The sequence below is a fragment of the Cupriavidus numazuensis genome, assembly GCF_905397435.1.
Classification (GTDB): domain Bacteria; phylum Pseudomonadota; class Gammaproteobacteria; order Burkholderiales; family Burkholderiaceae; genus Cupriavidus; species Cupriavidus numazuensis.
In genome coordinates this window covers 53,550-73,146 of record NZ_CAJPVI010000025.1, presented here as the reverse complement: position 1 = coordinate 73,146, position 19,597 = coordinate 53,550, and the positions used below count along the sequence as shown (strand labels likewise).

Here is a 19,597-nt window from a genome sequence, read left to right as displayed (position 1 = left end):
ACAACAGGAGCAACAGCATGAGTGCAACGATGCAAGACAAGGTAGTTCTGATCACTGGTGCGGGCGGCGGCATTGGCCGTGGCATTGCACTGGCCATGGCGGCTGCGGGGGCCAGGGTGGTGGTCAACGATCTCGGCGTGTCGATGTCGGGCGATGGCGCCGATACCGGCCCGGCCCAGCGCGTAGCCGAGGAAATCCGCGCCGCCGGCGGCCAGGCCGTGGCCAACACGGACAGCGTGTCGACCTGGAACGGTGCGCACAACATTGTGCAATGCGCGATCGACAATTTCGGCCGCATCGACGCCGTGGTCAACAACGCCGGCAACCTGCGCGACCGCATGTTCTTCAAGATGAACGAGGAAGAGTGGCGTTCGGTGATCGACGTGCACCTGCATGGCACCTTCTTCGTCAGCCGCGCCGCGGCCAACTACTTCAAGGACCAGGAAGGCGGCGCGTATGTGCACATGACGTCGACCTCGGGCCTGATCGGCAACCTCGGCCAAGCCAACTATTCGGCGGCCAAGCTCGGCATCGTTGCGCTGTCGAAGTCGATTGCGCTCGACATGCAGCGCTTCAATGTGCGTTCGAACTGCATCGCGCCGTTCGCGTGGAGCCGCATGACCAGCTCGATCCCGGCAGAAACGCCGGAAGAGAAGGCTCGCGTGGCCAAGCTGCAGAAGATGGAGGCCGGCAAGATTGCCCCCATGGCGGTATTTCTGGCCAGCGAAGCGGCCCGCGAGGTCAGCGGCCAGATCTTCGCCGTGCGCGCCAACGAAATCATGCTGATGAGCCATTCGCGCCCGGTGCGTTCGGTCCACATGAGCGAGGGCTGGACGCCGGAAGCGATCGGCGACGTGGCAATTCCCGCCATGCGCAACAGCTTCTTCAAGCTGGAGCGTTCGCCCGACGTGATCGGCTGGGATCCCATCTGAGAGCGCGGCCATGACCATCAAAGGGAAAGCCTATATCGTCGGCGCCTACGAGCATCCGACCCGCAAGGCGCCGGACAAGAGCGTGGCGCAGTTGCACGCCGAAAGCGCGCGCGGCGCGCTCGAGGATGCCGGCCTGTCGTTGTCCGACGTCGACGGCTACTTCTGCGCGGGCGACGCGCCGGGGCTCGGCGCGGTCAACATGATCGACTACCTCGGGTTGAAGGTCCGACATGTCGATTCGACCGATACCGGTGGCTCCGCCTACCTGGTGCATGTCTCGCACGCCGCGCAGGCGATCGCGACGGGCAAGTGCAACGTGGCGCTGATCACGCTGGCCGGGCGTCCGCGCTCGGAAGGTTCCACCGGCACGCAGGCGCGCAATTTTGGCGCCAACCTGCCGGACGCGCCGTTCGAGGTACCGTTCAGCCCGCTTACGGTGAACCTCTACGCCATGGTGGCCATGCGCCATATGTACGAGTACGGCACCACGCCCGAGCAGCTTGCCTGGGTCAAGGTGGCAGCCTCGCACCACGCGCAGCACAACCCGCATGCGATGCTGCGCGACGTGGTGACGGTGGAAGACGTACTGAACTCGCCGATGATCTCCGACCCGCTGCGCAAGCTCGACTGCTGCGTGGTCTCGGACGGCGGCGGCGCGCTGATCCTGGCACGCCCGGAGATTGCAGCAAAGCTGAACCGGCCGCGTATCCGCGTGCTGGGCGCTGGCGAGCATGTCAAAGGCCAGCTTGGCGGCGAGGTGGACCTGAGCTGGTCCGCCGCGCGCGTGTCAGGCGCGGCCGCGTTCGCGGAAGCTGGCGTGACGCCGGCCGACATCAAGTACGCGTCGATCTACGACAGCTTCACGATCACCGTGCTGATGCAACTGGAAGACCTCGGCTTCTGCAAGAAGGGCGAAGGCGGCAAGTTCGTCATGGACGGCAACCTGATCTCCGGCGTCGGCAAGCTGCCCTTCAATACCGATGGCGGCGGCCTGTGCAACAACCATCCGGCCAACCGCGGCGGCATCACCAAGGTGATCGAAGCCGTGCGCCAGTTGCGCGGCGAGGCCCATCCCGCCGTGCAGGTGCCCAACTGCGACCTTGCACTTGCGCAAGGCACGGGCGGCTACCTCGGTAGCCGGCACGGCAGCGCCACGCTGATCCTGGAACGCGAGCAATGAGCGACAACACGGGAGCCATCCAATGACCACCCCTCATGTCCCACTGGCCTACAAGGCCCCGGACGAACAGCCAGACAACACACCGTTCTGGCAGGCCGCGCGCGAAGGCCGCCTGCTGGTGAAAGTCTGCAAATCCTGCGGCAAGCCGCATTGGTATCCGCGCGTACTGTGCCCGTTCTGCATGGGCAATACCACATGGAAGGAAGCCAGCGGTCGCGGTACGGTCTACACCTTCAGCGTGACACGCCGTGCCGGGCCGCATCCGTTCTGCATCGCCTACGTGACGCTCGAAGAAGGCATCACGATGATGACGCACCTGGTTGACTGCGACCTCGACAGCGTGCGCATCGGCCAGAAAGTGCGGGTCAGCTTCTCGCCGAGCGATGGCGGAGCGCCTGTGCCGACGTTCGCGCCAGCCTGACGTCACTCCCTTCCGACCCACTTTGCCGCCGATTTCATGACTTCTCCTGCCCTGCCCGATATCCTGCTCAATCCGCGTTCGGTGGCCGTCATCGGCGCATCGGACGATCCCGCCCGCATCGGCGGCCGCCCGATCGCGGCGATGCGCCAGCTCGGCTTTGCCGGCCGCATCCTGCCCGTCAATCCGAACCGTCGCGAAGTCCAGGGGCTGCCATCCTATCCGAGCGTCGCGGATCTGCCCGAGGTGCCTGACGTCGCCATTGTCGCGGTGCCGGCGTCGCAGGTGATCGACGTTGTCACCGCGCTCGGCGAACGCGGCACCCGCGCGGCGATCCTGTTCAGCGCCGGCTTTGCGGAGGTCGGCGGTGACGGCGTAGCGAAGCAAGCCGAGCTGCTTGCCGTGGCCCGCCGCACCGGCATGCGCCTGCTCGGGCCGAATGCGCTCGGCCTGTTCAATGTCCACACAGGCTTTGTCGGCAGCTTTGCCTCCAGCATCGCGCTGGCTCCGGTGCGTGCCGGCAGCGTAGGCATTGTCAGCCAGTCGGGTGCGTATGGCGGCCACCTGGTCATGGCGGCGCAGGCGGCCGACATCGGCCTGTCCAGCATCATCATGACCGGCAACGAGGCCGATATCTCGCTCGGCGAAGTGGTCCACCTGCTGGTGGACGACCCGCGCACCAGCGTGATCGCGCTGTATTCCGAGGGCATCAACGACGGCGATGGGCTGGTGGCCGCACTGCAGGCCGCGCGCCGCGCGCGCAAGCCTGTGGTGATGATGAAGGTCGGGCGCAGCGAGGTTGGCGGCGCCGCCGCGCGGTCGCACACCGCCTCGATCGCCGGCGACGATGCCGTGGTCGACGCCGTGCTGGCCGAACTCGGCGTGGTTCGGGCGCGCAGTACCGAGGAAATGCTCGATATTGTAAGGCTGGCCACGCGCGGCGTTTATCCCGCCGACAACACGCTCGGCGTGATCACCGTCAGCGGCGGAGCCGGGGTGATCGTGTCGGACGCGGCCGAGGAACTGGGCCTGCCCATGCCCGAGATGCCTGCCGCCACGCAGGCGCGGCTGCTCGAGTTGCTGCCAATCTGCGCGCCGCGCAATCCGGTCGACACCACGGCGCAGTTCGTCAACGACCTTTCGCTGATCCGCCCGTTCACCGAGGCGATGGTCCGCGAAGGCGGCTACCGCTCGGTGCTGGGCTTTTTCACCTATGCCGGCGCCACGCCTGCGGTGGCGCCGACGCTGCGGGAGCAGCTTGCGCAGGTGCGCGAGCGCTATCCGGACCGCCTGTACGTGCTCGTGCTGCAGGGGCCGCGCGATGTGCTGCGCACCTATGAGGACGCAGGCTTCACGGTCTTCGAGGACCCGACCCGCGCCGTCGTCGCCATTGCCGCGATGGGCCGCTTCGGGCGGGCTTTTGCCCCGCAGGATGTGTTGCCAGCGCCCACAATCGCGCCGGTTGAATTGCCGGCCGAGACACCAAGCGAGGCGCAGGCCAAGCAGATCCTGGCCGAGGCCGGCATCGCCTGCGTGCCGGAGCGCGCCTGCGCGCTTGCCGAAAGCGCCGTGCTGGCCGCGCGCGAGTTCGGCTTTCCCGTCGTGATGAAGATCCTGTCGCCGGACATCCTGCACAAGTCCGAGATCGGCGGCGTGCTGCTCGATGTTCAGGACGAAGACGCCGTGCGCGAAGGCTTTGCCACGCTGACCGCCCGCGCGCGCAAGGCGGTGCCGGATGCGCGCATCGACGGCGTGCTGGTAGCGCGCCAGGTCAGCGGCGGCGTGGAGTGCATCATGGGCATCAAGCGTGATCCGGTGTTTGGCCCCATTGCCATGTTCGGGCTCGGCGGCGTGTTCGTCGAAGTGCTCAGGGATGTGGTGTTCCACCGCTGTCCGTTCGGCGAGGACGTGGCCGAACGGCTCATCCGTTCGATCCGGGGCGCGCCACTCTTGCTGGGTGCACGCGGACGGCCGGTAGTCGATATCGCCGCGCTGGCGCGGACGCTGTCGCGCCTGTCGGCCTTCGCGGTGGCGGCCGGGCCGCGGCTGGAGGCTATCGACCTGAACCCGGTATTTGCCATGCCGACTGGCAACGGCGCGTTTGCGGCCGATGCCGTGATCGACGTGGCCGCGCCGCCGGCGGATTCGGACAACTAAAGCACATACATACGGGCCTGGCAGGTGCCTGGCCCGCACAGAAAGCCAAGGAGACTTGCACCATGAACTTTGACATCCCCAGCGAATGGGTTGAATTTGGCGATGCCCTCATCAAGTTCGTTGACCGCGAAGTGGCGGGGCTCGAGAAAGAGCACCGGGCGCTGCTCGGCAGCGAGCGCACCGTCTACACCGCAGACGGTCGCTATGCGCCAGAAATCCTCGCCCTGCGCCGCCAGGTGCGCATGCGTTCTGCCGAACTTGGCTTCTACACGGCGCTGTCGGCGGAATCGCTGGGTGGTGGCGGGCTCGGCCCGCAGGCGGCGGTGTACATCCAGGAGCGCCTGAACGCCCATTGCGGGCCCGAGCGCCACCTGGTCCAGACCGTGGTGTTGCCCTCCCCGTTCACCAATGGCCTGTCACCGGTCCTCAAGCACCTCGATCCAGCGGTGCTGGAGTCGGTGCGGGACGGACTGGCCAGCGGCGACAAGACCATGTGCTTCGGCCTGTCCGAGCCGGACGCCGGCTCCGACGTGTTCGGCATGCGCACGCGCGCGGTCCGCGATGGGGATCATTGGGTCCTCAACGGCACCAAGCAATGGATCACCAACGCGCCATATGCCGACTACGCCATGGTGTTCGCGGTCACCGACGAAGAGAAGGCGCGCGCGCACCGCGGCGGCATCACCGGCTTCTTCCTGCCGACGGATACACCGGGTTTTTCCGTGCCAAGCGTGATTCCGACCATGGGCCACCTGGGCGCCGACATCGGCATCATCTCGCTCGAAAACGTGCGTGTGCCGGATACCCACCGCCTCGGCCCGGTCGACCGTGGCCTGTCAGTTGCGCTGGACGGCGTGAACGCCGGGCGCCTGAGCATGGCCGCGAGTTGCCTTGGCCTGGCCGAATGGGCGCTGCAGCAGGCGGTGGACTACGCCAAGGTGCGCAAGACCTTTGGCCAGCCGATCGGCGAGCACCAGGCCGTGCAGATCATGCTGGCCGAATGCGCCATGGACATCTACGCCACCAAGTCGATGGTGCGCCATTGCGCATGGCTGGTGGACAACAACCTGCCGGCGACCAAGGAAGTGTCTATCGTCAAGGCATCGGCGACCGAGATGACGGGCCGGGTCTTCGACCGTGCCATGCAGGTTCACGGCGGCATGGGGCTGACCAATGAACTGCGGCTGGAAGCCGGCTACCGCTTTGCCCGTACCATGCGTATTCCGGACGGCACCTCCGAGATCCAGCGCCGCACCATTGCGCGCCGGCTGCTCGACGGCGATATGGCATTCTGATCCCGCATCCGACTTTCCCTTGCCTGCCATGACCATGACTCCCTACCTGCCCGGCGCCGGTGACGCTGTGGCCTACCCCAGCGGAACGTTGTCCGTGGACAAGTCCGTGACGCTCGGCGCGGTGCCCTATGACTTCCATATGCCGGAAACCACGCTGTTCGAGAACCTGGAGATCTCCGCCCGGCGCTTCCCCGGCAAGACGGCTATCCAGTTCTACGGCAATGCGATTTCCTACTCGTCGCTGCTCGATGAAGTCGAGCGGCTCGCCGGCTATCTGCAGCATGTATGCGGCGTCGGCCAGGGTGACCGCGTGGTGCTGTTCAGCCAGAACAGCCCGCAGTTCATCGCGGCCTACTTCGCAATCCTGCGCGCCGACGCTGTGGTGGTGCCGGCGAATGCCATGCTGCTGGAGGATGAGCTGCGCCATATCGTTACCGACAGTGGCGCCGTGGCCGCGTTTGCCGCCAGCGAACTGCTTGGCCAGATCGCCCCGCTGATCGGCACGACGCCGTTGCGGCAGGTCATCGTCCATCACTATGGCGATGCGCTGACCGACTCGGACCTGGCGGGCGGCGGCCTGGCGATTCCCGACTGGGCCAGGCAGCGTGCGGGAGAGTCTGTACTGCCATCCGGCACCGTGCAATGGCTGAAAGCCGTGGCCGAGGCGCACCAGCCAGCGCCGCACCGCAGCACGCCGGACGACCTTTGCATGCTGCCCTATACCTCCGGCACCACCGGCGCGCCCAAGGCCTGCATGCACACGCACCGCACCGTCATGGCTTCGGTGGCAGGATCGCAGCTGTGGCGCCGTTCGCACGCCGAGTCGAGCTTTCTGGCGGTGGCGCCCATGTTCCACCTGCTGGGCCTGCAGAACGGCATTAATGGACCGGTCTATGTCGGCGGCACCATCGTGCTGCTGCCGCGCTGGGACCGCCGCACCGCGGCCGAACTGATCTCGCGCCATCGCGTGACCTTCTGGGCGGCGCCGCCGCCGATGCTGGTCGAATTCTTCGCACAGCCCGGCATCGAATCGTTCGACCTGAGCAGCCTGAGTTGCGTCGTGGGCGGCGGCGCAGCCATTCCCGAAGGCACGGCGCGCCTTATGAAGGAGCGCTACGGTCTGACTTTCGTCGAGGGCTATGGCCTGACCGAAACGGCATCGTTCATCATCGCGAACCCGCTTGCGGCGCCGCGCAACGGCCATCTTGGCGTGCGGACGTATGGCGTGGACGCGCGCGTGATCGATCCCGCCACGCTCGAAGAAGTGCCCGTCGGCGAAGTGGGCGAGATCGCCGTGCATGGCGCGCAGGTCATGCTGGGCTACTGGAACAAGCCGGAAGCCAACGCCGAGAGTTTTATCGTCATCGACGGCAAGCGGTTCTTCCGCACGGGCGACCTCGCCAGCGTCGATGCCGATGGCTACTTCGTCATGCGCGACCGGCTCAAGCGCATGGTCAACGCATCGGGCTACAAGGTGTGGCCGGCCGAAGTCGAAGCCATCCTGCATACCCATCCGGCGATCCTCGAATCCTGCGTGATCGCGGCGCGCGATCCGCATCGCGGCGAGACGGTGAAGGCTGTTATCGTGCTGCGGCCGGACGCTGCCGCGATCGACGAAGACGCACTGCTTGCGTGGTGCCGCGGCAATATGGCGACGTACAAGGCACCGCGTATCGTGCAGATCGTCGAACGCCTGCCGCGCTCGGCCACGGGGAAGATCGCGTGGCGGGAGCTGCAGGAGCAGGAAATGCAGGGTGAGCCCTTGCCGAACCTGAAGGCGTAGCGGCGCAGTCGTCCCGGTTCAGTTCCGGCATGCACGCCGCGGCGGACAATCGTGCACAATGCGCGAATGTGCCGGCGCGGCGTGTCATGCGCGGTGCGGCAGCAACCGAACAGAAAGGACGGAAACCATGACGACGCAAACCGAAACCGCCATCCTGGCAGGCGGCTGCTTCTGGGGCATGCAGGACCTGCTGCGGCGGTATCCGGGCGTGTTGGCCACACGCGTGGGCTACAGCGGCGGCGACGTGCCGAATGCCACCTACCGAAACCATGGCACCCACGCGGAAGCGATCGAGATCGTGTTCGATCCGCAGCAGATCAGCTATCGCCAGATCCTGGAGTTCTTCTTCCAGATCCACGACCCGACGACGAAGAACCGTCAGGGCAACGATACCGGTACAAGCTACCGCTCGGCCATCTTCTATCGGGACGATGCGCAGAAGGACGTAGCGGAAGACACGATCGCCGACGTCAATGCCTCAGGCCTGTGGCCTGGCAAGGTTGTGACGGAAGTTGCGCCCGCCGGCCCGTTCTGGGAGGCCGAGCCGGAGCACCAGGACTATCTGGAACGCTATCCGAACGGATACACGTGCCACTTCATCCGGCCGGGCTGGAAGCTGCCGCAGCGCGGATGATGCGACCGCGCTGCCGCTAGCGCGACAGCGTCCACTTGTAGCTGAAGCGGTCACCCCGGAAGTAGAGCTCGGCGCAGCACAAGGGGTGGCCCTCGATATCGAAGGGTGTGCTGCGAATGCGCAGCAGCGGGAACCCTTCGGGCACGTCGAGCCGCCGTGCCACCTCTCCGCTGGCCGCGATGGCCGTGGATTCGCAGGTCAGCTCCTTCAGGCGGAAGCCTAGCTGCGTTTCCAGCAGCGTCATCACATCGTTGGTTTCCAGGTCTTCTTCGGCAATGCGGCGCATGCGCGCTTCCGGTCCCATCACCTGGAAGTACCCGACCGGGGCATCGTCCCAGAACCGCACGGTGGAGATGCAGAACACACGTTCGGTCGATTCAAGCCCCAGCGTCGCTGCCGCAAAAGGTGGCGCCTTGATCATGCGGGCCGACACCAGCTTGCCATACGCGAGCTTGCCCTTGGCCCTGCCCGCCTCGTAGAAGCCGCTCAGCGGGCCAAGATCCGGCCTTTCGGACGGGCGCGTCACGAAACTCCCCTTCCCGTTGACCTTCTCGATCAGGCCCGCATTGTGCAGTCCGGCCAGCGCCTGGCGCACGGTAATGCGGCTCACCGAAAACTCTGTCGTCAGCTCCGACTCCGAAGGCAGCTTCGCGCCCGGCGCCCACGCGTTGTCGACGATGCGCTGGCGAAGTTCCTGTTCGATCTCCTTGAATCTCGGCAGCGTCACGGGGTTTCCTCTGGCTTGTGCGGTAGTGGTGGAAGGATGCTCAGGGATTATACCTATCATGACAGGTTTCTCTCAAAATCGATTGACCTGTTATAACAGGTAATGTCACTATCCTGTGGCCACGCGGTGGACCGGAAAGGCATCTCCGGAATCGCGCAAGCAACCAGGAGACCGAGAGTGAGCAGCAATGCAGCAAACGGCCGCGTGCAGGCGGCTGGAGAATTCGACTACATCGTGGTGGGCGCCGGATCGGCCGGTTGTGCCGTGGCGGCCCGCCTGGCGGAAGACGCATCCGTCACCGTGGCCCTGCTGGAATCGGGGCCGGACGACCACCACTACACCGTCTGGACGCCGATCGCGCTCGCCAAGACGGCTTTGAACGCAGGGCCGCGCAACTACGCCTACTATTCCGTGCCTCAGCCCGGCCTCAATGGACGGCGTTCCTACCAGCCGCGCGGGCGCGGACTTGGCGGCAGCTCGTCGATTAACGGCATGGTGTATATCCGCGGGCATCGCAACGACTACGACCAGTGGCGCGAGCTGGGCTGCGAAGGCTGGGGCTTTGACGACGTCCTGCCCTACTTCCGCCGCAGCGAAGCCAACCAGCGCAGCGCCAAGGGTCAAGAGGACCTCCTGCGTGGTGACAACGGCCCGCTGCATGTCAGCGACCTGCGCAGTCCCAATGTGTTCTCGCGTCGCTTTATCGATGCAGCACGGCAGGCCGGCCTCCCGCTGAATCACGACTTCAATGGCGCGCAGCAGGATGGCGCTGGCCTGTACCAGGTCACGCAGCACAATGGCGAGCGCTGGAACAGCGCACGTGCCTACCTGCACCGCGGCGATGCGAACGATCGCGGCATGAACGGCGGCCGAAAGGGATTGACGGTGCTGACGGACACGCAGACGCTGCGCATCGAATTCAAGGGCCGGCGTGCCACCGGCGTGCGCGTGGTACGGGCAGGCGTGGAGCAGAGCCTGCGCGCGCGCCGTGAAGTCATCGTCAGCGCCGGCGCATTCAATTCTCCGCAGTTGCTGATGGCCTCTGGCATCGGCCCGGCGGAACACCTGCGCGGCCATGGCATCGCGGTCGTGCACGACCTGCCCGGCGTTGGCGAGAATCTGCAGGACCACCTCGACGTCACCATCCAGAAGGCAGTGAACTCGACCGACCTGTTCGGCTACTCGCTGCGCGGCGCCGCACGCATGGTGTCGGAGATTGCGCGCTACCGCCGCAACCGCACCGGCATGGTCAGCTCTAACATCGCCGAGGCGGGCGCCTTCTTCCGCAGCCGGCCTGAACTGGCCGAGCCCGACGTGCAGTTGGCATTCGTGCTGGCACTGGTCGGCAACCGCGGCAATGCGAAGAAGAAGCCGGGCCATGGCTACAGCTGCCACGCCTGCGTGCTGCGTCCGGAAAGCCGCGGCCATGTGCGCCTGAACTCGGCCGATATGCGCGACGTGCCGCTGATCGACCCGCGCTTCCTTTCCGCCGAGGCGGACATGGACGGCATGGTGGCCGGCATCCGCATGATCCGCCGCATCTATGCGCAGGACGCGCTGATGCAGGCCGGCGGCAAGGAACTCAGGACGGATGGGTTCGGGCCGGGCGATGGCGACGAACGCGCCATCCGCGATTTCGTGCGCGACAACGCGGACAGCATCTTCCACCCGGTGGGTACCTGCAAGATGGGCGTCGATGACCTGGCGGTCGTCGACCCGGCCTTGCGCGTGCGCGGCGTGGAGGGGCTGCGCGTGGCGGATGCGTCGGTCATGCCGACGCTGATCGGCGGCAATACCAATGCGCCGGCCATCATGATCGGCGAGAAAGCCGCCGACCTGATCCGCGCCGCAGCCTGACAAGCGAAGTTCAAACGATAACCCTAGGTGTCTCTCATGCTCTCCTCGTTCCGCCTGACCCTTCGCCCGCTCGCCGCAGCATTGGCGCTCGCCGCCACGGCTGCGGTCGCCGCGCCTGCGGGTCCGGTGCCCAATCCCTTTCTCGCGCAGTCCTACAACAACCAGACGCACTGGAACGATGCCGCCACCGACAGCGTGGAATTCGCGGTGCCGCGCGGCCATTTCGAGGTCACGCCGGAATCCGTACAGGTCGTCGCGAACGAGTCGGCAAGCCTGCCGCTGGTGGCCGACCGCGTTGCCGGCAAGGACATCTACTGGTGGTGGGCGGGCTTCTCGCTGCGCAAGCTGACCGTGGAAAACGGCAAGCTGGTCGAACTGGGCCGCTCCGACCTGCCGGTACGTTTGCCCGGCTATACGCCGATCAGCGCGCAGCAGCGGCAAGAACAAGCGCAGGCGGTCAGGCGCTTCCTGGATGCCCGTGACGAGCAAGGCTTGCTCGACTACCTGAAGTCGCAGCCGAACCGGCTGATGACTTCCACCGAGGACCAGGGTGTCAACGGTTCCGTCTATGCCGTGCTCGGCCGCGACGACACGTTCTATGGCTGCAACGGCCGGCAGGTCTTCCGCATCGCCCAGAAGGACCCGCGCGATCCGGCATCGGCGATGGCGGCGCCGGTGGCGGTCACCCTGCCCGCTGCGCTGTTCGACAATGACAAGGCCCGCAAGGGCACGCGCATTCCGGCCGACATCCTGTTCGGCATGGGCATGACCTACAACGGCTACCTCGTGTTGAACACGGCGTCGGGCAAGGTCATCACGCTGAACCGCGAGACACTGGCGCCGATCGACGTGTTCACCGTGGCCGGCAGCGAAGAGCAGTTCCTGAACAGCTTCGCGACCGGGCCGGAAGCCGGCGGTGGCGCGATCTACGTGGCGTCCAACACCACGATGTACCGCCTCGTGGTGGACAAGGACGGCAAGATCCACAGCGACGAAGCCAGCGGCGCGTGGCAGGCCGGCTATGACCGTGGCGTGCGCATGCCCGCTCCGAAGCTCGGCGACGGCACCGGCTCCACGCCGACGCTGATGGGCTTTGGTCCGGACGAGGACAAGCTGGTCGTCATTACCGATGGCGCGCGCAAGATGCGGCTGGTGGCCTTCTGGCGCGATCAGGTGCCGGCGGGCTGGAAGCAGAAGCCGGGCACCTCGTCGCCGCGCGTCGCGGACCAGGCTGAAGTGGACATGGGCCCGGACATGGAATCGGTCCAGTCCGAACAGTCGGTGTCCGCCTATGGCGACTATGCCTTCGTGGTCAACAACATCCCGAGCCGCGATGCCCCGCAGCTGAGCCCGGCCAGCTTCTACGTGACGCTGATCAACGGCGCGACCCGGCCCGGCCCTGCCGGCGCCGCCGCGCTGAAGTGGCAGCACAAGGCGCACCGCTGGGAGCGGCTGTGGACGCGGCCCGACGTGTCGTCGATCTCCGTGGTGCCGATGATCAGCGGGGCCGGCCGCATGGCGATTGTCGACGGGTACTTCGTCGGCCGCTGGAATGACCGCTACCACATCGGCATGGACCTGGACACCGGCAAGACCGTGATGACCATCCGCACCGGCAGCGACCCGACCTTCAACGGCCTGTATTCGCCGGTCAAGGTCGATCCGCAGGGTCACATCTTCTACAGCGGCGCGTTCGGCCTGATGCGCCTGGATACCGCAAGGATGAAGCCGGTCGAGTTCCGGGACGACACCCTGACGGCGCGACAGCGCTAAGCATTGACGGCAGGGCCGCGGCCCTGCTGCATCACAACCAGCTCGCAACGAGCAAAGGAGACTAGCCATGCAAGCCGAAGCCGTACTTGCCCCCCGCCTCAAGCAGGCCGAATCCTGGCCGTTTTCCGTCGCCCCGTGCACGCCAGCCATCGGCGCGGAAATCGACGGCGTAGACCTTGGCCGTCTGGATGACACGACCTATGGTGCGCTGCGCCAGGCGCTGCTGAAGTACAAGGTGCTGTTCTTCCGCGACCAGGACATCACGCCCGCGCAGCACGTGGCGGCGGCGCGCCGCTTTGGCGAGCTGGAAGTCCACCCGATGATTCCACACCACCCGGATCATCCCGAACTCGTGGTATTCGGCCGTGGCGGCGAGAAGCGTGGCCGCGAGAACCTGTACCACTCCGACGTATCGTGGCGCCAAGTGCCGTCGATGGGCTCGATGCTGCGCTGCCTGGAATGCCCCGACATGGGCGGCGACACCATCTGGGTCAATATGGTTGCCGCGTACGAGGCACTGCCCGAAGACATGAAGGCACGCATCGCCGGACTCCAGGCCGTGCATGACGCGATGCCGACCTTCGGCCAGAGCCTGGAAGGCGAGCGCTACGACGAGATGCGCAAGCAGTATCCGCCCATGGTCCATCCGGTGGTGCGCACGCATCCGGAGACCGGCGAGAAGATCCTGTACGTCAACGAAGGCTTCACCACGCACTTCGCCAACTATGCGCGGCTGCAGCCGTACCGCATCGGCTCGGACTTCCGCATGGCCGAGATGGACCTGATGCAATACCTGTTCCGCCAGGCCGCCGCGCCCGAGTACCAGGTGCGCCTGCGCTGGCGTGCCAACACGGTTGCGCTGTGGGACAACCGCGCCACACAGCACTATGCCGTGCAGGACTATTTCCCTGCCGTGCGCCACATGAATCGCGCAACGATCATCGGCGACCGCCCGGTTTGAGCGCCAACGGAGATTCCCCATGAAGACACTCGACCATTTCTATATCGACGGGCAGTGGGTCGACCCGGCACCGGGCGCTACGGCCATGGACATCATCAACCCGGCGAGCGAGACTGTGGCCGGCAAGGTGGCATTGGGCACCGCCGCTGACGTGGATCGTGCCGTAGCGGCCGCGCGCGCAGCATTCCCTGTGTGGTCGCAGACCAGCCGCGAGACACGCATCGCGCTGCTGGAACGCATCACCGCGCTGTACAAGGCGCGCATGGCGGATATTGCCGAGGCGGTGCGCACGGAGATCGGCGCACCCGTGGCCTTGTGCAATACGCTTCAGGCCCCGATCGGCCTCGCACACCTGGCTGCAGCGACCGAAACACTGCGCAAGTTCGAGTTCGAGACCACGTATGGCAACAACTACGTGCAACATGAACCGATCGGCGTGGCCGCGCTTGTCACCGCATGGAACTGGCCGCTGAGCCTGATCTGCGCCAAGACCGCCGCTGCGCTCGCGGCCGGCTGCACGGTGGTGCTCAAGCCCTCGGAAATCGCGCCGCTCGACGCGGCGATCTTCGCGGAGATCATGCATGAAGCCGGCACCCCTGCCGGCGTGTTCAATATGATCTATGGCGAAGGCAAGACGGTGGGCGCGCGGCTGTCGTCGCATCCCGATGTGGATGTGATCTCGATCACGGGTTCCACGCGTGCCGGCGTGGAAGTTGCGCTCAGCGCGGCGCCGACCGTCAAGCGCGTCCACCAGGAGCTCGGCGGCAAATCGCCGCTGCTGATCCTCGACGATGCCGACCTGCAGGCGGCTGTCACCACTGGCGTGACGCAGGTCATGATGAACTCCGGCCAGACCTGTATTGCGCCGACGCGCATGCTGGTCCCGCGCGAGCGCTATGCCGAAGCCGTCGCAGTTGCGGCGGCTGTGGCCAACGCGATTCCTGTGGGCGATCCTGCCGACGCAGCCACCAAGATGGGCCCGATTTCCAACCGCGCCCAGTATGAAAAGGTCCAGCGCATGATCGGCGCGGGCATCGAGGAAGGCGCGCGCGTCGCCGCCGGCGGCACGGGCCGCCCCGACGGGCTGGAGTGCGGCTTCTTTGCGCGCCCGACGGTGTTCGCCGACGTGAACAACGGCATGGCCATCGCGCGCGAGGAAATCTTCGGCCCGGTGCTCGTGATGATTGCCTACGACGGCGAAGAGGACGGCATTGCGATCGCCAACGATACGCCGTACGGCCTTGCCGCGTATGTGGCATCGGGCGACACGGCGCGTGCGCGCCGCGTTGCAGCACGGCTGCGTGCAGGGTCGGTGCGCATCAACGGCGCCCAGGTAGACCTGGCCATGCCGTTCGGCGGCTACAAGGCATCGGGCAATGGCCGCGAGAACGGCGCCTACGGCCTGTCGGAATTCCTCGAATGCAAGTCCGTCATGCTGTGACGGGTATCGGGGTCGGCCCCGATATTTTGTAGCGGGCCATTTCGATAGTGTCGCTTCGCTGGCCCGCCATCCGGACGGGCTGGCATTTCCCACCGACGCAGCACGAGGAGACATCATGAGCCGATCCTTCCGGCGCGGCCGACCGGCGCAGACCGGTGCCGCCGCCCTGCTTGTCCTTGCCACCGCCTCCGCCGCCGTTGCGGCCGGTGATCCGCCCGCAAGGACATCCAACGCCCGCATCGGCGCCGCGACGCGCCAGGTCGACGGCGACTTCATCCGCAACAATGCGGCCGCCACGCGCGACTGGCCCAGCTATGGCCTTGACTATGCCGAGACACGCTTCAGCCGGCTCGGGCAGGTGAACGCCGGCAACGTCAAGGAACTCGGGCTGGCCTGGTCCTACAACCTCGAATCGACGCGCGGCGTCGAGGCGACCCCGCTGGTGGTCGATGGCGTGATGTACGTCAGCGCGTCCTGGAGCGTGGTCCACGCGATCGATACGCGCACCGGCAAGCGCCTGTGGACGTTCGACCCGAAGGTCGACAAGTCCATCGGCTACAAGGGCTGCTGCGACGTGGTCAACCGCGGCGTGGCGCTGTACCAGGGCAAGGTGTTCGTGGCGTCCTACGACGGCCGCCTGATCGCCGTCGATGCCGTCACCGGGCGCAAGCTGTGGGAGAAGGACACCATCATCGACCATAGCCGCGCGTACACCATCACCGGCGCGCCGCGTGTGTTCAAGGGCAAGGTCATCATCGGCAACAGCGGCGCGGAGTATGGCGTGCGCGGCTACATTACGGCCTACGATGCCAGCTCCGGCGAACAGAAATGGCGCTGGTTCACGGTGCCCGGCGATCCCGCGAAGCCGTTCGAGGATGCATCGATGGCGCGCGCCGCGCAGACCTGGGATCCGGCCGGCAAATGGTGGGAGGCCGGTGGTGGCGGCACCGCGTGGGACACCCTCACCTTCGACCCCGAACTCAACCTGATGTACGTGGGCACCGGCAACGGCTCGCCGTGGGCGCACCGCACGCGCAGCCCGGCCGGCGGCGATAACCTGTACCTGGCTTCGATCGTCGCGCTGGACCCCGACACCGGCAAGTACGTGTGGCACTACCAGGAGACACCGGGCGACAACTGGGACTACACGTCGACGTCGCCGATGATCCTGGCCGACCTGAAGATCGACGGCCAGCCGCGCAAGGTGATCCTGCACGCGCCGAAGAACGGCTTCTTCTTCGTGATCGACCGGACCGATGGCCGCTTCATCTCCGCGAAGAACTACGTCGATGTGAACTGGACCACGGGCTACGACGCCAACGGCCGTCCCGCCGAAGTTCCCGAGGCACGCGCGACCGACAAGCCCTATGACGCGATTCCGGGCCCGTACGGTGGCCACAACTGGCAGTCGATGTCGTTCAATCCGCAGACCGGGCTGGTCTACGTGCCGGCGCAGAACGTGCCGGCGAACCTCATGGACGACAAGCGCTGGCGCTTCAATGCCACTGCGCCCGGTGCGCTGCAGAGCAACACCGGTTGGAACACCGGCAAGATCGTCGGCTCGGCGAGCCCGGCCAACAAGCCGTTCGGACGCCTGATCGCGTGGGACCCGGTGCAGCAGAAGGCGGCATGGACGCAGGAATACGTCGCGCCATGGAATGGTGGCACGCTGACCACGGCGGGCAACCTGGTGTTCCAGGGCACGTCGGACGGACGGCTGATTGCCTATGACGCGCGCAACGGCGACAAGCTGTGGGAAACGCCGACGGGTACCGGCGTCATCGCTGCCCCGACAACGTACATGGTCGATGGCAAGCAGTATGTGTCGATCGCTGTGGGCTGGGGTGGTGCGTATGGCGCGTACCGCCGCGTCGCCGACCGCGAGGGTCCCGGCACGGTCTATACGTTCGCGCTCGGCGGCAAGGCGGCCATGCCGGAATTCGTCAAGGCACGCGTGGGCGAACTGCTGTCCGGGGTCAGCTACGATCCGGCCAACGTAAAGGCCGGTGCCGGCCTCTACGTCAGCAACTGCGTGGCCTGCCATGGCGTGCCGGGCGTGGATCGCGGCGGCAATATTCCCAACCTGGGCTATATGCACGCGACCTACATCCAGAACCTGGACAAGTTCATCTTCAAGGGGCCTGCGATGGTGCGCGGCATGCCGGACTTCAGCGGCAAGCTGAGCGCCGACGATGTCGAGAAGCTGAAGGCCTTTATCCAGGGCACGGCCGACGCGATCCGGCCCAAGTCGGTCGCCGGTACCGGCCAGTAGCCTGATTGCAAGCGGAAGGCCGTCCGCCCCGTCAGTCGATGGCGGGGCGGCGGCTGATAGTCCAGCCCGTGAACGGCGTGGCCGTGCTGCGATGCGCGGTCCAGAGCGTCTGGCAAGACTCGCACTGATGTTCGCGGGTCTGGCACAGCGCGCTGCCGCCGAAGTTGCGCTCACGCACTTCACCGAGCGGGCGCAGCGCACCATGCCCAGCGGCGCAGCGCGCGTCCAGGCGCAGCCGTTCGCAACGCCGGCACAACGGGCGCGGCGCAAGCTCAGTGCATGGCTGCGTGGCGGAAACGCGTTCCGCGGGCAGGAGCGATGCGCCTGCCGCCGCCGCATCATCCTCCATGGGTGCCGTGCCGCCGACGCGATGCCGCGTGCGATGCAGCGCCGCCCAGTAGAGCGCCCGCAGCGCGGGCGACCCGTCGCGCATGACAGCCTGGCGGCAACGCTCGGCATGCCGCGCCATCGGCAGGCCGAACTCCGCGGCCGAAGCAAAACAAACGACCTGCACCTGCGGTGCGCCATCGTCCACCCATTGCTCGAACAGCGCACTCAACTGCCGGCGGTAGTCGTCCTCGCCGCCCGAGGCGCGAGCCAGTGCGGTGCGGTGCGCGCGGCGGCTCAGGGCCCGCACTTCGCGCCTGAGTTCGCTCATTGCCGGCAATAGCCGCGCGGGCGTCTCCTCCCGTACCGGCGTGGCACGCATCCTGTGCAAACGGCTCACTTCCTGCTCCTGTGTCGTTGGTCCGGCGCCCCACGCGACAACGCTCCGGGCCCGATCTGGCAAGTCGATTCTAGGACCGCCATGGCATACGCCAGCCCCCCGTAACCGGGGGCAACCTGATACGGGTGGGTGATTGCAACCCCGGGATTTGCTCTACTTGTCTGCATGATCAACGGCGCGGTTGCGCCAATGCAGAAGGAATCGGGAGACAGTCATGGGCGTACTGAGCGGCATCCGCGTCGTGGAATTCGAAGCTATCGGGCCGGGGCCGTTCGGCGCCATGCTGCTGGCTGACATGGGCGCCGACGTGGTGCGTATCGACCGCCCGCAGCCTCCGAGCGACCTGGGTCCGAAGCGGACCGGCGGTGGCAAGCGTGTCGATGTGACCGGACGCGGGCGGCGCTCCGTCACGCTGGACCTGAAGCAGGCCGATGCGCAGCAGGCGGCACTGGAACTGATGGCGCGCGCCGACGTGGTAATCGAAGGGTTCCGCCCCGGCACCATGGAACGTCTTGGTCTTGGGCCTGACGTCGCGCTCGCACGCAATCCGAAGCTCGTCTACGGCCGCATGACCGGCTGGGGCCAGACCGGGCCGCTGGCGGACCGTGCGGGGCATGACCTGAACTACATCGCGCTTTCCGGCGTGCTGTCGGGCATTGGCCGCGCTGGCGAGGCGCCCGTGCCGCCACTGAACCTCGTCGGCGACTACGGCGGCGGCGGCATGCTGCTCGCGCTTGGCGTGGTGGCGGCCCTGCTGCATGTGCAGCGCGGCGGCAAGGGTCAGGTGGTGGACGCCGCCATGACCGAAGGCGCTGCGCAGCTTGGTGCCGTGATCTGGGGCCTGCTCGCTTCGGGTAGCTGGCAGGAAGAACGCCAGAGCAATGTGCTCGATGGCGGCGCGCCGTGGTACGACAGCTATCGAACGCGCGACAGCAAATACATGGCCATTGGCCCGGTCGAAGGCCGCTTCTACGCCGAACTGCTCGAAAAGCTGGGACTGGCTGCAGAGGAACTGCCTGCGCAGTACGACCGTAACGGCTGGCCTTTGCTGCGCCGGCGCTTTGAAGCCGCCTTCCTGACCCGCACCCGCGACGAATGGTGTGCGGTATTCGAAGGCAGCGACGCCTGCTGGGCACCAGTGCTCGACTTCAGCGAGGCGCCGTCGCATCCGCACCATCGCGCGCGCGGCAGCTTCATCGAGGTCGATGGCGTGGTGCAGCCGGCACCGGCGCCTCGCTTCCTGGGCACGCCTTCCGAGGTCCGCGGCGCCGCACCGCAGCGCGGGCAGCACGGCGCCGACGCGCTGCGCGACTGGGGCTTTGATGCCGACGCCGTGGCGCGCCTGCAGGCACTTGGCATGGGTTTCCTGTCCGGCGAGTAAGCCGGGCATTGACGTTGTCTCCACCTTGCCGCCACCGCGTGGCAAGTTTTCAGCTCCGG

15 protein-coding genes are annotated in these 19,597 nt (G+C 66.5%); 13 read left to right on the top strand and 2 right to left on the bottom strand.

The window, feature by feature from the left end; genetic code table 11:
- Positions 1-17 precede the first annotated feature (17 nt).
- From KHO41_RS20160 to msrA, 7 genes are all read left to right on the top strand, one after another.
- Entirely contained in the window at positions 18-932 is a 915-nt protein-coding gene (locus KHO41_RS20160; RefSeq protein ID WP_211955060.1) for an SDR family NAD(P)-dependent oxidoreductase, read from the top strand.
- A 10-nt stretch (positions 933-942) separates the two neighbouring features.
- A complete protein-coding gene (locus tag KHO41_RS20155) occupies positions 943-2,112 on the top strand; it encodes a thiolase domain-containing protein (protein ID WP_211955059.1) in 1,170 nt (389 codons plus the stop codon).
- 22 nt (positions 2,113-2,134) lie between these two features.
- Positions 2,135-2,533: a Zn-ribbon domain-containing OB-fold protein gene (locus KHO41_RS20150; protein WP_211955058.1), complete on the top strand. Its 399-nt coding sequence runs from the start codon at positions 2,135-2,137 to the stop codon at positions 2,531-2,533.
- A gap of 36 nt (positions 2,534-2,569) precedes the next feature.
- A complete protein-coding gene (locus KHO41_RS20145; RefSeq protein WP_211955057.1) occupies positions 2,570-4,687 on the top strand; it encodes an acetate--CoA ligase family protein in 2,118 nt (705 codons plus the stop codon).
- A gap of 62 nt (positions 4,688-4,749) precedes the next feature.
- A complete protein-coding gene (locus tag KHO41_RS20140; RefSeq protein ID WP_211955056.1) occupies positions 4,750-5,982 on the top strand; it encodes an acyl-CoA dehydrogenase family protein in 1,233 nt (410 codons plus the stop codon).
- A 28-nt stretch (positions 5,983-6,010) separates the two neighbouring features.
- On the top strand, positions 6,011-7,765 hold the full coding sequence (locus KHO41_RS20135) for a long-chain fatty acid--CoA ligase (protein WP_211955055.1): 1,755 nt from the start codon (positions 6,011-6,013) through the stop codon (positions 7,763-7,765).
- 127 nt (positions 7,766-7,892) lie between these two features.
- Positions 7,893-8,399 (top strand): peptide-methionine (S)-S-oxide reductase MsrA, encoded by a 507-nt coding sequence (msrA, locus tag KHO41_RS20130; RefSeq protein WP_211955054.1) that lies wholly within the window; start codon positions 7,893-7,895, stop codon positions 8,397-8,399.
- A gap of 16 nt (positions 8,400-8,415) precedes the next feature.
- Here the strand turns inward: msrA and KHO41_RS20125 are convergent, their stop codons facing one another.
- Entirely contained in the window at positions 8,416-9,126 is a 711-nt protein-coding gene (locus KHO41_RS20125) for a GntR family transcriptional regulator (RefSeq protein WP_211955053.1), read from the bottom strand.
- Between the two features lie 177 nt (positions 9,127-9,303).
- On the opposite strand from KHO41_RS20125, the gene KHO41_RS20120 reads away from it, so the two are divergent.
- The 5 genes from KHO41_RS20120 (at position 9,304) to KHO41_RS20100 (ending at position 17,430) form a co-directional block, all read left to right on the top strand.
- Positions 9,304-10,983 carry a GMC family oxidoreductase gene (locus KHO41_RS20120; RefSeq protein WP_244873919.1) on the top strand — a complete coding sequence of 560 codons (1,680 nt, stop codon included), beginning with the start codon at positions 9,304-9,306 and terminating at the stop codon, positions 10,981-10,983.
- A gap of 36 nt (positions 10,984-11,019) precedes the next feature.
- Positions 11,020-12,756 carry a hypothetical protein gene (locus KHO41_RS20115; RefSeq protein ID WP_244873918.1) on the top strand — a complete coding sequence of 579 codons (1,737 nt, stop codon included), beginning with the start codon at positions 11,020-11,022 and terminating at the stop codon, positions 12,754-12,756.
- A gap of 67 nt (positions 12,757-12,823) precedes the next feature.
- The gene (locus KHO41_RS20110; RefSeq protein ID WP_211955051.1) at positions 12,824-13,717 is read left to right on the top strand and encodes a TauD/TfdA dioxygenase family protein; all 894 of its coding nucleotides are present in this window, start codon (positions 12,824-12,826) and stop codon (positions 13,715-13,717) included.
- A 19-nt stretch (positions 13,718-13,736) separates the two neighbouring features.
- Positions 13,737-15,158, top strand: coding sequence for an aldehyde dehydrogenase family protein (locus KHO41_RS20105; RefSeq protein ID WP_211955050.1), 1,422 nt, complete (start codon positions 13,737-13,739; stop codon positions 15,156-15,158).
- A gap of 115 nt (positions 15,159-15,273) precedes the next feature.
- Positions 15,274-17,430: a PQQ-dependent dehydrogenase, methanol/ethanol family gene (locus KHO41_RS20100; protein WP_211955049.1), complete on the top strand. Its 2,157-nt coding sequence runs from the start codon at positions 15,274-15,276 to the stop codon at positions 17,428-17,430.
- A 31-nt stretch (positions 17,431-17,461) separates the two neighbouring features.
- Here KHO41_RS20100 and KHO41_RS20095 read toward each other — a convergent pair whose 3' ends face one another.
- On the bottom strand, positions 17,462-18,157 hold the full coding sequence (locus tag KHO41_RS20095; protein ID WP_211955048.1) for a hypothetical protein: 696 nt from the start codon (positions 18,155-18,157) through the stop codon (positions 17,462-17,464).
- Positions 18,158-18,371: 214 nt separating this feature from the next.
- Here KHO41_RS20095 and KHO41_RS20090 point away from each other — a divergent pair, with 214 nt between their 5' ends.
- Complete coding sequence (locus tag KHO41_RS20090; protein ID WP_211955047.1) at positions 18,372-19,538, top strand: CaiB/BaiF CoA transferase family protein; 1,167 nt, start codon at positions 18,372-18,374, stop codon at positions 19,536-19,538.
- Positions 19,539-19,597: the final 59 nt, after the last annotated feature.

Bases quoted from the DNA above. Each gene is read 5' to 3' on its own strand.
- msrA (WP_211955054.1), top strand. From the start codon at position 7,893: ATGACGACGCAAACCGAAACCGCCATCCTGGCAGGCGGCTGCTTCTGG.
- KHO41_RS20150 (WP_211955058.1), top strand. From the start codon at position 2,135: ATGACCACCCCTCATGTCCCACTGGCCTACAAGGCCCCGGACGAACAG.
- KHO41_RS20160 (WP_211955060.1), top strand. From the start codon at position 18: ATGAGTGCAACGATGCAAGACAAGGTAGTTCTGATCACTGGTGCGGGC.
- KHO41_RS20110 (WP_211955051.1), top strand. From the start codon at position 12,824: ATGCAAGCCGAAGCCGTACTTGCCCCCCGCCTCAAGCAGGCCGAATCC.
- KHO41_RS20105 (WP_211955050.1), top strand. From the start codon at position 13,737: ATGAAGACACTCGACCATTTCTATATCGACGGGCAGTGGGTCGACCCG.
- KHO41_RS20140 (WP_211955056.1), top strand. From the start codon at position 4,750: ATGAACTTTGACATCCCCAGCGAATGGGTTGAATTTGGCGATGCCCTC.
- KHO41_RS20090 (WP_211955047.1), top strand. From the start codon at position 18,372: ATGGGCGTACTGAGCGGCATCCGCGTCGTGGAATTCGAAGCTATCGGG.
- KHO41_RS20115 (WP_244873918.1), top strand. From the start codon at position 11,020: ATGCTCTCCTCGTTCCGCCTGACCCTTCGCCCGCTCGCCGCAGCATTG.
- KHO41_RS20100 (WP_211955049.1), top strand. From the start codon at position 15,274: ATGAGCCGATCCTTCCGGCGCGGCCGACCGGCGCAGACCGGTGCCGCC.
- KHO41_RS20155 (WP_211955059.1), top strand. From the start codon at position 943: ATGACCATCAAAGGGAAAGCCTATATCGTCGGCGCCTACGAGCATCCG.
- KHO41_RS20135 (WP_211955055.1), top strand. From the start codon at position 6,011: ATGACCATGACTCCCTACCTGCCCGGCGCCGGTGACGCTGTGGCCTAC.
- KHO41_RS20145 (WP_211955057.1), top strand. From the start codon at position 2,570: ATGACTTCTCCTGCCCTGCCCGATATCCTGCTCAATCCGCGTTCGGTG.